The 13,913-nt window shown below is 70.4% G+C and carries 9 protein-coding genes and 1 pseudogene; 5 read left to right on the forward strand and 5 right to left on the reverse strand.

All coding sequences use genetic code 11. The features are described 5' to 3' along the window. Nucleotides 1-146: 146 nt before the first annotated feature. On the reverse strand, nt 147-644 hold the full coding sequence (locus tag AB0L53_RS21305; protein WP_363996274.1) for a hypothetical protein: 498 nt from the start codon (nt 642-644) through the stop codon (nt 147-149). A 491-nt stretch (nt 645-1,135) separates the two neighbouring features. On the opposite strand from AB0L53_RS21305, the gene AB0L53_RS21310 reads away from it, so the two are divergent. After that, on the forward strand, nt 1,136-4,093 hold the full coding sequence (locus AB0L53_RS21310; RefSeq protein ID WP_363996277.1) for an AAA family ATPase: 2,958 nt from the start codon (nt 1,136-1,138) through the stop codon (nt 4,091-4,093). Nucleotides 4,094-4,139: 46 nt separating this feature from the next. Here the strand turns inward: AB0L53_RS21310 and AB0L53_RS21315 are convergent, their stop codons facing one another. Together AB0L53_RS21315 and AB0L53_RS21320 are read right to left on the reverse strand one after the other, a co-directional pair. After that, nucleotides 4,140-6,686: a M4 family metallopeptidase gene (locus AB0L53_RS21315; protein WP_363996280.1), complete on the reverse strand. Its 2,547-nt coding sequence runs from the start codon at nt 6,684-6,686 to the stop codon at nt 4,140-4,142. A 278-nt stretch (nt 6,687-6,964) separates the two neighbouring features. Beyond that, nucleotides 6,965-7,045 (reverse strand): annotated as a pseudogene (locus tag AB0L53_RS21320) (rRNA methyltransferase); the annotation flags it as partial. A gap of 179 nt (nt 7,046-7,224) precedes the next feature. Between AB0L53_RS21320 and AB0L53_RS21325 the strand changes: the two are divergent. Beyond that, entirely contained in the window at nt 7,225-7,356 is a 132-nt protein-coding gene (locus tag AB0L53_RS21325; protein WP_363996283.1) for a hypothetical protein, read from the forward strand. 445 nt (nt 7,357-7,801) lie between these two features. Here AB0L53_RS21325 and AB0L53_RS21330 read toward each other — a convergent pair whose 3' ends face one another. Continuing rightward, nucleotides 7,802-8,725, reverse strand: coding sequence for an RNA methyltransferase (locus AB0L53_RS21330; protein ID WP_363996286.1), 924 nt, complete (start codon nt 8,723-8,725; stop codon nt 7,802-7,804). Further along, nucleotides 8,673-9,446, reverse strand: a complete 774-nt coding sequence (locus AB0L53_RS21335) for a DUF4184 family protein (RefSeq protein ID WP_363996289.1) — start codon at nt 9,444-9,446, stop codon at nt 8,673-8,675. Before AB0L53_RS21335 ends, AB0L53_RS21330 begins: the two co-directional genes overlap by 53 nt. A 211-nt stretch (nt 9,447-9,657) precedes the next feature. Between AB0L53_RS21335 and AB0L53_RS21340 the strand changes: the two genes are divergently transcribed. The 3 genes from AB0L53_RS21340 to AB0L53_RS21350 all read left to right on the forward strand — a co-directional run bounded on the left by AB0L53_RS21340 (nt 9,658) and on the right by AB0L53_RS21350 (nt 13,869). Beyond that, on the forward strand, nt 9,658-10,230 hold the full coding sequence (locus AB0L53_RS21340; RefSeq protein ID WP_363996292.1) for a cation transporter: 573 nt from the start codon (nt 9,658-9,660) through the stop codon (nt 10,228-10,230). A gap of 134 nt (nt 10,231-10,364) precedes the next feature. Beyond that, nucleotides 10,365-12,140 carry a substrate-binding domain-containing protein gene (locus tag AB0L53_RS21345; protein ID WP_363996295.1) on the forward strand — a complete coding sequence of 592 codons (1,776 nt, stop codon included), beginning with the start codon at nt 10,365-10,367 and terminating at the stop codon, nt 12,138-12,140. A 181-nt stretch (nt 12,141-12,321) separates the two neighbouring features. Next, entirely contained in the window at nt 12,322-13,869 is a 1,548-nt protein-coding gene (locus AB0L53_RS21350) for a sigma-70 family RNA polymerase sigma factor (protein ID WP_363996298.1), read from the forward strand. The last annotated feature ends 44 nt before the right edge of the window (nt 13,870-13,913 follow it).

Here is a 13,913-nt window from a genome sequence, read left to right on the forward strand (position 1 = left end):
GCCCTCCCCCGCGCGGCCGCGTCCGTCCGTCCCGAGCCCCCGCCACCCCCCGGGGGGGGGGGGCGCCGGGGGGGGGGGGGGGGGGCGCCCCCCCCCCCCCCCCCACCGCTCGGTGAATCCGCTGGTACTTCTGCTACCGAGCTGGATTACTCAGGCAGGAAGTAGGTGAACTGCCCGCCCGCGTGGTTACCGCCGCCGATCACGACATTGGTACGGAAGGCGGGGTCCGTTCCGGTGGCGTCGCCGGAATTGCCACCAGAGAACGGGTTGTCCCAGTGCGCATGGATCCTCTTGGTGTTGTTGCTCGAGGGATCGCAGTTCTCGGTGATGTAGTCGGCCTCTCCTTCGGTTCCGGTGCCGACCCCGTCCGACTCGGATTCCCAGCTGACGAGCCTGCCCGACTTGATCCGCTCCGGCGGCCGCCTGCTCCACTCGCCGTGGTCGAGCCGGGCCGTGACGATCTTCAGGTCGCAACCCGTGTTGTTGCTCAAGAAGACCTCGAAGCTGATGAACGCGCGAGCGGAGGCGGCGCTCGCACTCGCTCCGGCCGCGGACGCGATCAGGCCGGCCGACAACAGCCCCGTGGCGATGAGGGCACTGCCGAGCCTGCGCATCCCGCGCCTGGTGGTGACTTTACCGCGCATTTCTGTTCCCCTTTTTAGGGTGACGAGCTCCTGGCTCCTTAAAGTTAGGAGGGATTCGACCGAGCCCACATACCCAGGCTTAGGGATGGCCGCAAAATCACGCCTGACACTATGATTCCGGATGGCGCTGCATTGTGAGGCGTCGCGCAGAAGAGCAATGCAGTCATCAAGCGCTCTATGTCGCTGAAATCGCCCAAAGCCCTTTATCGGCCACCCGAACAATCCGGGACAGCGGCAGAAGCCTGGGGCATATCCTTGGATCGCCGCTTCGGCGAGGTTCGGCCGACAGAGCGATCAGTGGCCCGGGCTCATCGGGACGCGCACAACCTCCTCAGCGTGCCCTCTGAGCCGAGCGCCGACGCCCCGCCCGCCCGTCCGCTTTATAGCGTTAAAGGATGATATGTCAGTAAAGCGAGGGTTGACCGTAGATGACTGGTAGTAGATAACGGTATTCCGGCACGGGCACCAAACCCGGACCCTCGGAGACGCCGATGACGAGTGTCGCCAGTCCCGCGATGGTCGGACGCGAAGCGCCGTTGCGAGCTCTCCTCGGCGCGATCACCCGACCGCCCGCCGTGGCCTTGGTGGAGGGCGAGGCGGGGATCGGCAAGACTCGGCTGGCGCGGGCGGCCATCGACGTCCTGCGCGACGGCGGGCGCACCGTGCTGCTCGGCCACTGCCACCAGCTCAGGGAGCCCTTCCCGTACGGCCCGGTGTTCGACGCGCTGCGCCACGTCGCCGCCGCCCTGCCCGGGACCGAGGCGCTCAACCCGGTGACCGGGGCGCTGCGCGGCTACCTCCCCGAGCTGGCCGGGCACCTGCCGCCCTCGCTCCCGCCGGTCGACGACCCGCGAGCCGAGCGGCACCGCCTGTTCCGCGCGGTCCACGCGCTGCTGGACGCCGCGGCGCCGGTCGTCCTGGTGGTGGAGGACCTGCACTGGGCCGACGACGGCACCCGGGACCTGCTGCGGTTCCTCACCCAGCAACCGCCCGAGGGCCTGGCGCTGGTGGTGACCTTCCGGCGGGAGGACCTGCCCGTGACCGGACTGCCGCTGGGCCACGCCTACCGGCATCCGCCGGGCGCCAACAGCGTGGTGATCTCGCTCAAGCCGCTGGACGTCGAGGCCGTCAGGACCCTGACCAGCACGCTGCTCGGCCGCCCCCAGGTGACGGCCTGCTTCGCCGCCAGGCTGCGCGAACGGACCGCCGGCGTACCGTTCCTCATCGAGGAGGTCGTCCGCTCGCTGCTCGACGGCGACGGCCAGTTCCCCGGCGGTGTGGAGGAGCCGGAGGCGCTCGACCGCGTCGCGGTGCCGCTGCTGCTCCGCGAGGCGATGGCGGAGCGGCTCGCGGACCTGTCGCCGCCCGCGCTACGCGCGGTGCACGCCGCCGCCGTGCTCAAGCTCCCCGCCGACGAACAGCTGATAGCCGCCGTCTCAAGCACCGCCATCTCAAGCAGCGCTGTCTCAAGCAGCGCCGTCTCAAGCACCACCGACGAACCACTGATCGCCACCATCTCCGGCACCGCCGAAGAACCGACGATCGCCCCCGCCGGGGCCGCCCTGCGTGAGGCGCTCAAGGCCGGCGTCCTGCTGGAGCACCCCGACGGCCAGTACGGCTTCCGCCACGCGCTCGCCCAGCAGGCCGTCTACGACGCGATCCCCGGCCCCGACAGGCAGCTCACCCACAGACGGGCCATGGCGGCCCTCGCCGCCCTGGACCCGCCGCCGCTCGTACAGCTGGCCTACCACGCCAGGCGCGCGGGCGAGTACGAGGCGTGGCGCAGGCACGGCGTCGCCGCCGCGGACCAGGCGGCGGCGCTGGGCGACGTCCCGCTCGTGGTCGAGCTGCTGGAGGGCATGCTTGCCGACCCCAAGCTGCCGCGCGAGGCCCGCGGCCCGCTGGCCCTCCAGCTCAGCCGGCTCGCGACGATCGGGCTCTCCCATCGGCGCGCCGTGCGGATGCTCCGCCGCCTGCTGTCGGACGACTTTCTGACCGGGGACGTCCGCGGCGAGGCCAGGCTGAACCTGGGCGTACTGCTGGCCAATCAGGCGGGCGACATCGCGGCGGGACGCCAGGAGGTCCTCGCCGCGCTCCCTGACCTGACCGGCCGGCCCGGCATCGCCGCCAGAGGACTGGCCCTGCTGGCGATGCCCGCCTGGGGCGGCGAGCCGATCGCCACCCACAAGAAGTGGATGGACCAGGCCGAGAGCCTCCTCGTCGCCGTCGCCGACGAGGACCCCGAGCTGACGGCGACCGTGTACGTCAACAAGGTCACCTTCGCCATGCTCGTGGGCGCGCCCGACGCCTTCGCGCTGGCCGACACGCTGCCCGTGAGCGATCCGTCGGCGGCGATACGCAGGCAGGCCGCGCGCGGCTACTCCAACCTGTGCGACGCGGCGACCGCGCTCGGCCACTACGGCCCGGCCGGCCGGTTCGCGCGCGAGGGCAGGCGGATCGCCGGTGAGACCGGCGCCCTGTACCCCGCCTACCTGGTGGAGGTGTCGTCGATCAAGCTCGACTGGCTGACCGGGCGCTGGGACGGCCTGCGGGAGCGGGCGCTCGCGGCGGTCGAGATGACCCCCGAGACGCCGCTGCTCAGCGTGGACGCCCGGCTGGTCCTGGGCATGCTGGCGCTGGCCAGGGGCGAGTGGCAGGAGGCCGGAGAGCACCTGGAGGCGGCCGGCCCGCGCGAGCCGGACTCGGCCTTCCTCCCGGTCGCGGCGGCCGCCTCCGGCGGGCTGGTCGAGCTGCACCTGACCCGCGATTCGGTGGAGGACGCGCTGTCGGAGGCCGACAGCGCGGTGACCAGGCTGCGGCGCAAGGGCGTGTGGGTGTGGGGCGAGCAGGTGGTGCCGGCGACCGTCACCGCGCTGCTCAGGGCCGAACACTGCGCCCAGGCCGCCGACCTGGTGGCCGAGTTCGCGGCGGGCGTCGCGGGCACGACCGCGCCGGCGGCCGAGGCGGCGCTGGAGTCGGCGCGCGGCGCGCTGGCCGGAGCGGGCGGCCGGTTCGAGGAGGCCGCCCGCTACTACGGCCGGGCGCGGGCCGCCTACGAGGCGATGCCCAGGCCGTACGGGGCGGCTCGGGCGGCGGAGGCCGAGGCGGGCGCGCGGCTCGCGCTCGGCGACCGGGCGGCCGCCGCGGAGATCCTCACTCACGCGGACGAGCGCTACACCGCGCTCGGCGCCACCCACGACGCGGCACGCTGCCGCCATCTGCTGCGGGAGATCGGCGCGGGCGGCCGGCCGCGCCGGGGTCGGAAGCCGGCCGGCGGGGTGCTGTCACCCAGGGAGAGCGAGGTGGCAAGGCTGGTCGTGCTCGGCCGGACCAACAGGGAGATCGCCGAGGTGCTGTTCCTGTCACGTCGCACGGTCGACACCCATGTGGCGCGGGTGCTGCAGAAACTCGGCGTCCGCACTCGTAACGAAGTGGCTCTCCCTCCATGAGCCGAAGCCCTGGCCGGATGACCGGCCAGGGCTTTGGTGTCGTGTGTCAGAGGGTGATGCTCCAGGTGTCCAGGCGCCCGGTGTCAAGGAAGTAGTCGTCGGTGACTTCGAGCACCCAGGTGCCCGCCGCCTGCTGGCTCACCGGGACCGAGTACGTCCTGGTGCCGTACGAGGTGCAGCTGGTGCCGCCGGAGCTGTCGACCGAGTACCACGTACCGTTCGGCCCGCGGAGCCGGATGTCGAGATCCTCCGCGCAGGTGTGCGCGATGGTGACCGACAGCTTGACCGGCGAGACCGCCGTACCCGTCGCCGTGGAGGTGATCGGGCTCTGTATGGTGCTGAAGTCGTTGATGGTGTAGTCGGTGCCGTTGGTGAACGTCCTGCCGCCCGAGGTGCTCTGCACCGTGAGCGCGTAGGTCGTGGTGTGCGTCGCCGTCACGCCGGTGCCGGTCACGGTCACCGTGTACGAGCCGGCGGGCGTGGTCGGCGCGGTCGAGATCGTCAGGGTGGACGATCCGCCCGAGGTCACCGAGGCCGGGTTGAAGGCGGCGGTGGCACCCGTGGGCAGACCGCTGGTCGCGGCCAGGTTCACGGTCTGCGCGGTGCCGGCCGTCGTGGTGGTGCCGATGGTGGTGGTGGCCGCGGAGCCGGCCTGCACCGTGCCGGACGTCGGGTTGGCCGAGATCGAGAAGTCGCGGGTCGCGGTGCCGACCTGGAGGGTGTAGACGGCGGTGTGCGTGGCCGACCCCGCACCGGTGACGGTGATCGGGTAAGAGCCCTGGGCCACCGAGGAGCCGACGGACAGGGTCAGCGTCGAGGAGTTGCCGGAGGTGACCGACGACGGGCTGAAGCTCGCCGTGACACCGGTGGGCTGCCCGGACGCGGTCAGCGTGACCGTCTGGGCGCTGCCGGACGTGGTCTGGGTGTTGACCGTGGTGGTCACCTGCTGGCCGGGCTGCGCGCTACCGGTCGACGGGTTGAGCGAGAGCGAGAAGTCGTTGCCGGGGGTGCCGCAGGCGGGCTCGCCCGACGCCGCCGCCACGCTCACCGCGCTCCACGCCGCCTTGGTGGTGTTGCACTCGGCGCTGTTGGCGCCGAACAGCTCGATCGCGGCCGCGACGGAGGCCGCGCGGGCGTTGGTGTAGCGCCAGCTGGAGGTCTTGCGGTTCAGGGCGCCCAGGTAGATCTGACCGGCCTTCTGCACGCCGACGCCGGTCACCGACGACGGACCACCGGAGCAGATCGGGCTGGTCGGCTTGCCGCCGCCGGGGTTGTTGCCCTCGGCCAGCAGGTAGAACCAGTGGTTCAGCGGGCCGGCCGCCGCGTGCACCTCGGTGCTGGGGATCGAGGAGGAGTAGCAGTTCGGGTCGCCGAGCGCGCTCGGGTTGTACATGTTGCGGATCGGCCCGTCGCCGACGAGGTCCACCTCTTCGCCGACCAGGTAGTCCGGCGGGTCGTTGGGGTTGTTGGCGTAGTGCTCGGTCAGGGCGCCGAAGATGTCACCGGTGCCCTCGTTGATGCCGCCGTTCTCGTTTCCGGAACCGGCCCCGCCGGGCGTGGTCTGGAAGATGGCGTGCCCGAACTCGTGCGCCACCACGTCGATGTTGGTGGCCTGCCGGGCGTTGTCCTGGCTGTGGCCGAAGTTGGTGTAGCTGCCGTTCCAGTAGGCGTTGACGTCGGCCAGGCCGACGCGGGCGGGGAAGCCCCTGCCGCTGCCGTTGATGCCGTTGCGGCCGAGCCAGTCACGCAGCATGTCCCACTCGCGCTGGACGGAGTAGAGCGCGTCGACGCAGCCGGTCTCCAGGTTGGTGCCGCTGCCATTGCCCCACGCGTCGTCGGTGCCGGTGTAGGCGGTGCCGCCCTGCCCGCCGCACTGGATGCCGGGCCTGGTCGTGTCGGTCATCGAGTACGAGCTGCCGGAGCCGCTCGTGTTGATGGTGACCTGGCCGTAGTAGTAGCCGTTACCGCTGCCCTCACGTACGAGGTCGTAGGAGTCGGCGATCTTGCCGGTGCGGGCGTCCACGAACACGTGCTGGATGCTCGGCCGGCCCTTGACCAGGCCGCTGACGACGGCCTCCCAGCTCAACGTGGGCGTACCGCTCCAGGTGAGCACCACCAGGCGCGGGGCGGCGGAGTCGTCGACGCGCGAGAGCCGGGTCTTCGCCACCTCGGTGGCCCGCTCCGCGCTGATCGTGGCCGTGGTCCGCACATCCTGGGCGCTCGGCCCGGCCGCGACGGTGTCGCGGACGTGCCCCGCCGAGTCGGTGACGACGACCGCGTCCCCGCCGACCACCGGCAGCCCCTTGTAGGTGCGCTCGTAGCCGACGAAGTACATGTCGCTGGTGCCGCGGGTGACCGACACGCGGCTGTACGCCTCGTCCGGCCCCTTGGCCAGTTTGTCGAGCCCGCTGGAGACGGCCTTGTCGGCGACCGCCGCCGCGAGGGAGGCCGGGTCGGCCGCCGCTCGTGCCTGCGCGCCGGAGTCCTGCTTGCCGGCTCCGGGTGGGGCGGCGTACGCGGTGGGGACGGCGAGAGCCATCGACGCGGCAGTGGCGAGTCCCACAGCCGCGGCGGCTAAGGCAGTGCGTTTCACGCGTGGTGCTCCTTTCGGCGTTTCCCGGACGCCGCGGCGTGCGCGCGCACGCCGACCACGCCGCCTCAGGGATCGCCTGGGCCGCGGAACCGACCGGGAAAGGGGGGTGGGTGAGGGAGCGGTTTGAGCGCCGAACCGTTGACCTTGCTGCCGCCAGACGCTAAGCGCTGCGATCGGGTGTGCCAATACGTATGTTCATCGGTACCCATACCGATCTTTCGATCCGCCCTGGTCAGAGGTGCGGGAGCTTGCAGACTGAGGACGTCATCGAGACCTTCACGCCGATACAGCGGATCAGCACACCGAGGGGACAGGATGACCCCGTCCGTCCCGAGCGCGTCGGCACACCTGAAGATCGCGTGCCGCCGAATGCAAGCCTCCGCCCAGCTCCTATCGCAAAACCCGCCATCCGTGGCCGCTGTCCGCGCTATGAGCTCATGGGCGGCGATTAACCGCCCAGCAGCACCACCCCTGGACCCATTTCGCTATCTGACGGATCATGGTCGTCAAACGATCTTCATTGAACATGAGGAGGACCATGATGCCGAAGATCAGGTCGACGGGACGAGCCGTAGCGCTGGTAACAGCGAGCATGCTGGCCGGCGGCATGCTCACGGCCGGCGGAGCGGCCTTGGCCACCGCCATGAACGAGGAGCCGATCAACGCCTGAGCCACGACTGCGACCGGTGCCTTGCGCGTTGTACCACCGGGAACGGTGTGCGGCGAAGGCGAAACCTCGCTGGACTGGAACCGGCAGGGTCCCCCCGGACAACTCGGCGTATTCATGATCAAAGGACCGGGAACCAGGATCGAGCCTGGGCAGACGGCTCACCTGCGGGCCGATTGCGGAGACGGGAACTACGCGATCTCCGGTGGGTACTTAGGCGAGCGGCCAACGGCTCCGATAAGCGTGTTCGTCAACACGATCGACAGCAAGGACACCAGCACATGGCGAGTCGGCATTATGAACCATAGCGAGACGACCACCTACCTCTTCGTGACGTACGCGTCATGCGTGCCACTCCCAACTCCTCAATGAGAATGTCCACTACCAGCCGGTGAGCCCGCCCACCGACATGCGCAGAAGGCGGGCACGACGGTTGCGCCGTGGATGCTCATCGGGTGCCATTTCGCATGAGCCCATGGCAGGCGATGGCTGCGGCGGCCACCACATTCAGCGAGTCCACCCCCGCGGCCATCGCGGCCGCGCTCATCGGGATGCACACCGCCTCGTCGGCCTCCTTCAGCCACCGCGACGACAACCCGTCCCCCTCAGACCCCAGCAACAGCGCCACGCGATCCGACAGCTTGACCGTGTCGATCGGTACCGTCGCCTGATCCGGGGTCAGCGCAAGCGTCTGAAAGCCCGCCTCACGGATCTGATCGAGCCCCGTGAACCAGTTCTCCATCCGCGCATACGGAATCGAGAACACCGCCCCCATGGACACCTTCACAGCACGGCGGTACAGCGGATCAGCACACCGGGGCGACAGGATGATCCCGTCCACTCCCAACGCAGCAGCGCACCTGAAAATCGCACCAACGTTCGAGTGATCAACCAAATCCTCCAGGACCAGAATCCGCCGAGTGTGTTGTTCGGCGCGCTCGCCGTTCGAGTGGTCCACGAGGTCCTCCAGGACCACCGTGCGTGAGGTGCCCGCCAGCACTCGCTCCACCGACGGCAGCGGCACGCGCTCCATCGACGCCAGCGCTCCCCGGTGCACCTGGAACCCGGCGACGCCCAGCATGGTCTCATCGCTCACCACGTACACCGTCGCGTCCCCGAGCACGTCCGCCAGCGGTTCCAGCCAGCGCGCGGTCGTCAGGACAGATCTGATCGGGTAGCCGGCGCCGATCGCGCGTCTGATCACCTTCTCGCCCTCGGCCACGAACAGGCCGCGCTCCGCCTCCAGGCTCTTGCGCAGGTCCACGTCCCTGAGCCGGGTGTAGTCGGTCAGGCGTTGGTCGGCGGGGTCCGTTACGTAGTCAGGCACCTTCAGATACTGCCACGCGGCGCATGACCTGCCAGACCGCCGCATAGCAGCTGAGCACCAGGCAGAGGCCCACGAGCGTGCCCGCGCCCACCTTGGTGATGACGCTGGCCATGCCGAGCTGGGGGACGGGCTCGTCGACCAAGGGCCAGAGAAAGGCGCCCGCGACGGTGCCGGCCATGCACAGGGCCAGGACCGCCCGTCGTACCCCCGTGTGGAGCCGCAGCCGGTCGGGGACGGTCGCGGCGCCCATCCGGGTGAGGCCGCGCCAGGCCCACCACACGACGATGGCCAGGCCGACCACCGAGGAGGTGTACTGGAGCAGGCGGAACAGCCTGATCACCCCGAACACCGACACTCCCAGCCATGCGCCCCACTCGCCGGGACCGGTGGAGTGGGTGAAGGAGTCCCACAGGACGTGGGAGGCGGCGCCGATCAGGGCGCCGGCCAGGATGGCCGGCAGGTCGCGCAGGCGCGGCGGGAGCAGGGTCGCGGCGCGGCCCCCGAGGGCGGGTGGGAGCAGGGAGATCAGCGGCTCGCGGAAGAAGAGGTGGAACAGGGCCAGCAGGATGAGTACGGCGGCCAGGTCGATGGTGACGACGCCGCGCCAGGAGTGCCAGTCGGTGTAGTCGGGCAGGAACGGCAGGAAGATCGGCAGGTCGGGGACCATCGCGCCGATCGCCAGCGCCCACGGGTTGGCCAGCCTGCGGAACCGGGGCGACGACACCAGGGGAAGCACCGCCGCGATGTGACTGGGCGTGAACGGCACCGGCGCCAACCCCTCCCCCGTAGCTGATCTTCGAAGATTACCTCGCGAACCTTGAACAAGCTTTGCTCGTAGACCCTAAGGTCACCATTAGTAATGGGTAGCTTACTTATCGCTGTCGACGGCCGGAGTCGGGATTCGGGGGTTCAAGGTGCCTGAACAGCGAGTTCACGCTCATCCGGCCGCGTCAGCCGCCTGGCTGCGCGCTGCGCGCGTGGCTCGCTCCCTTTCGGTGCTCACCCTCGTGTGGCTGGCGGTGGAGAGCACGCTCGGGCTGGCCGCGGGCCTGGGGGCGCATTCGGTGGCGCTGATCGGCTGGGGGCTGTCGGCTCTCGTGGAGGCGGCGGCGAGCCTGATCGTGGTGTGGCGGTTCACCGGCTCGCGCACGCTGTCGCCGAGCGCGGAGCGCCGGGCGGGGCGGGCGGTCGCGGTGAGCTTCTGGTTGCTGGCGCCCTATCTGGTCATCCACGTCGTCCACGATCTCGACGCCGGCCATCGGGCCGTGCCGACCGTGCTCGGCATCGTGGTGACCGCGGTCAGCCTGGCCAGCATGCCGGTGCTGGGGTTGGTCAAGCGGCGGCTCGGCCGGCGGCTCGGGTCCCCCGCGACCTCGGGGGAAGGCACCCAGAACCTCATCTGCGCCGCGATGGCCGCGGGTGTTCTGACGGGATTGTGGCTGAACACGCTCGGCTGGTGGTGGGTCGATCCGGTGGCGGCGGTGGCTCTGGCGGCGGTCGCCACGAGGGAGGGAACTCGGGCCTGGCGCGGTCACTCATGCTGCCATTGACCGTCACACCAGGTAATCGTCGCACCAAACGGGCTGTTTTGCCACAGTAAGCGCACCGAGTATCGTTCCGGAAGTATTGCGGAGCATCTCCCGCTAGGGTCTCCGAAAGGTCCCGACACACCGAAGAGGACATCGTGGGGCGACACCGCACAGACGAGCTCGACGGCGGCTACCAAGCTCAGGAACCGACTCCCCGAAAGCGTGGGAACGGTGGTGGCCGCGGCAAGGTGTTCGTCCCACTCGCCGGGGCGGTCGCACTCGCTGTGCTGCTGGGCGTCGCGGCATTCGTCATCTTCAACCGCGACCACGACTGCTCGAACGGCAAGTTGCCGCTGCGTGTCGTCGCGAGCCCGGACATCCAGCCCGCGCTCAACAAGATCGCCGGCAACTACAACAAGGCCATGCACTCGATCGACAGCCGCTGCGTCGAGGTGACGGTGGCCAAGGAGGCCACGGCGCGGACCGCGAACGCGCTGGCCGCCGGCAAGATCAACGCCGATCTGTGGGTGGCCGACTCCAGCCTCGTCGTCTCCAGGCTCCGCGGCCAGGCCGCGGGCGCCGCCCTGCCGGAGTCCAGCGGCTCGGTCGCCACCTCGCCGGTCGTGCTGGTGGCCGCCAAGGCCGCGGCGGCCAAGCTGGCCAGCAGCCTCCAGCCGAGCTGGGCGGGCGTCATCGCGGCGGCGAACGTCGCCAATCCGGACGGACCCGGCAAGAAGGTCCGCGTGCTGGCCCTCGACCCGCAGAAGAACTCGGCCGGGATGGCCGCGCTGCTGGCCGCCGCCGGTTCGGCCCAGCAGGCCGGTCAGAGCAAGGCGCTGGTGGGCGCGCTCAAGGAGCTGTCGGGCCAGCTCGTCGCCGATCCCACCGCGCTGCTGGCCAGCCTGACCGTGAAGTCCGGGAGCAAGGTCCCGATCGGCGTCACGTCCGAGCAGACCATCTACCTCCACAACACGAAAAAGCCTGACACCCCGGTGGTGCCGCTCTACCCGGCCGAAGGCACGCTCAGCCTCGACTACCCGCTCGTGATCGTCACCAAGGACGCGGCGGCGCAGAAGGCGGCCGCGGCGTTCAAGCAGGAGCTCGGCACCGAGTCGGCCCACCGGACGCTGCGCGAGCAGGGCTTCCGTACGCCCGACGGCAAGGCCGGCGACGCGCTGTCCAAGGACAAGGGCTTCACCCCGGCCGCGCCCACAGCGCTGCCCGCCCCGGACGACAAGACCGTGGTGAGCATGGCGCAGACCTGGTCCCGGCTGAACCTCGGCACCCGCCTGCTCACCCTGCTCGACGTCTCGGGCACGATGGCGCTGCCCGTCCCCGGTACGAAGATGACCCGCATGCAGGCCATCGGCAAGATCGCCGTCGAGGGGCTCGGGCTGTTCCCCGCCGACGCGGAGATCGGGGTGTGGGCGTTCTCCACCCACCTCGACGGACAGGGCAAGGACTGGCGCGAGGTGGTCTCGGTCGGGCCGCTCAGCGAGAGCGTCAACGGCGTGCTCCGCAAGGACGCCTTGGGCCGGCAGCTGGGGACCGCCCAGGCCAAGGCCACGGGTGACACGGGGCTGAACGACACGCTCAAGGCCGCGTACGCGGAAATGACGAAGTCGTATCAGGAAGACAAGATCAACACGATCGTGATCCTCACCGACGGCGCCGGCAACGACGATCCGGACGGCGGGCTCAACAACAAGCAGATCCTGAACTACCTCAAGAAGACGTATAACCCCAAGCGCCCGGTCAGCATCCTCCTCATCGCCTTCGGCCCGGACGCTCCCAAGGGCAAGCAGCAGATGGACGCGCTCGCGCAGGCGACCGGTGGCGAGGCTTACATCGCCAAGAACGTGCTGCAGGTGCGCGACTTCTTCCTCCAGGGCATGCAGCGCCGCCTCTGCGCGCCGCGCTGCGATGGCTGACCCCATTAGTCACATCTGACACGGTTTTCCCAGCTCATGCCAGTTGGGCATGGACTGACACGCTGTGGTAACCCCGCTCGCGCGGGGAGGCGTCCTACCCGCCGTGAGGGCTTCCGCCCTCGACCAGCGGGGAGGAAACGTGTCTGGATGGCCGGCTGTTGACCGCGGTGACGATCAGCAGGTGGTCGACGCGCTTCGGATGGGTGCCGTCGAAGGCGCGGCCAAGCTCTATGACGCTTATGCCGAGCGGTTGCACGACTACGCGTGCTCTCTGACCGGGGAGCGCGACGCCGCGGCCGATTCCGTACATGACGCGCTCGTCACCGCGCACGGGTGCGTCTCGCGACTGCAGGAGACCGGCCGGCTGAGAGCCTGGTTGTACGCGCTGACCAGGTTCCAGGCTGTCGCCCGGCTGGCCCACAGAAGCGGCTCGGCCAAGACCGACAGCGTGCCGTTGCCGGTCTTCGACGAGCCGGAGGATCCCGAACTCGCCGCGCTGGTGCACGAGGCGCTCGGGGAGCTGAGCAGGAACGAGCGCGAAGTCCTGGAGCTGTCGCTGCGCCACGGGCTCACCCCGGCGGAGGTCGGCGCGGTGCTCGGGCTGACCTCTCGCCAGGCCACCGCCCGGCTCGGCCGGGCCCGCGATCATCTGGAGAACGCCGCCGCCGCCGTGATCCTGGCCAGAACCGGACGGGCGCACTGTCCTGACCTGTCGGCGATGCTGGACTCGTGGGAAGGGCCGCTCACCTCGTTGCTGCGGCGGCGGTTGTCGGGACACATCTCAGGGTGCGAGGTGTGTACGGAGGGGCGGCACCGGCAGGTGGCGGCCACCCGGCTGCTCGACATGGTGCCGGTGGCCTATCCCCCCATCTCGCTGCGCCGCAGGGTGGTCGACACCTGCGTCAACCCGGAGCGGGACCAGACCCGGACGCTGATCACCGACCGGGGCGACAACTTCGACCGCACGGGATTTCCGGTGGCGGTCGAGCGCCGCTCGCGCCGCCGCAGGCCGCGCCGCCTCGGGCCCGTGCTGCTGGCGGGCGCGGCGGTGCTCGCGGCGACCGGCGCCATGGTCGCGATGAACAGCGGCGACCCCACCAAGACCGCGCTGCGCGTGGCCCCCGCCCCCTCGGCCTCCCCCTCCGCACCTCCTGACGACCTGACCGGCTCTCCTGACGACCTGACCGGCACCACGCCGGAGCCCGAGTCGGAGGACGACAGCACGCCCACGCCCGATCCGTCCCCCACGTCGTCTCGCGGCGGCGTGCCGAGCACGAGACCCGCCACGACCACCAAGCCCGCGGCCGCCCCGACGGCCACCCGCCGGCAGACCGTGCGCGGCGCCCGGTTCGCCACCTCCTGCCCCGACGGTGTCGAGGACGCCGCGAAGATCGGGCTGACCGCGCGCAACGCCACCGTCGCCTGGCGCGCGAGCGCGTCCGCGGGGCTGCAGGTGTACCCCGCCAGCGGGTCGATCAAGGCGGGCGGCTCGATGGCGATCTGGGTCACGGTCGACGACCCCGCCACCGATGGCAGCGGCTCGGTGTCCTTCAGCTCCAACGGCGGCGGCGCCAAATGCTCGCTATCGTGGCACGGCGGCACGCAGCAGACCCCGGAGCCGCCCACGGACCAGCCGACGAGCGGTCCCGAGCCGAGCGAGACGCCAAACGGGCCGACACAGAGCACGTCCGTGGACAACTTCCAGGTGGACCCGCCCCACGACTCCTGATGATTACTCGGGATGACATTCCGCCTGATAAGGCAGGAAATTCT

The sequence above is a fragment of the Nonomuraea sp. NPDC052129 genome (assembly GCF_040680095.1).
Classification (GTDB): domain Bacteria; phylum Actinomycetota; class Actinomycetes; order Streptosporangiales; family Streptosporangiaceae; genus Nonomuraea.

Bases quoted from the DNA above. Each gene is read 5' to 3' on its own strand.
- AB0L53_RS21305 (WP_363996274.1), bottom strand. From the start codon at position 644: ATGCGCGGTAAAGTCACCACCAGGCGCGGGATGCGCAGGCTCGGCAGT.
- AB0L53_RS21310 (WP_363996277.1), top strand. From the start codon at position 1,136: ATGACGAGTGTCGCCAGTCCCGCGATGGTCGGACGCGAAGCGCCGTTG.
- AB0L53_RS21325 (WP_363996283.1), top strand. From the start codon at position 7,225: ATGATGCCGAAGATCAGGTCGACGGGACGAGCCGTAGCGCTGGTAACA.
- AB0L53_RS21330 (WP_363996286.1), bottom strand. From the start codon at position 8,725: ATGCGGCGGTCTGGCAGGTCATGCGCCGCGTGGCAGTATCTGAAGGTG.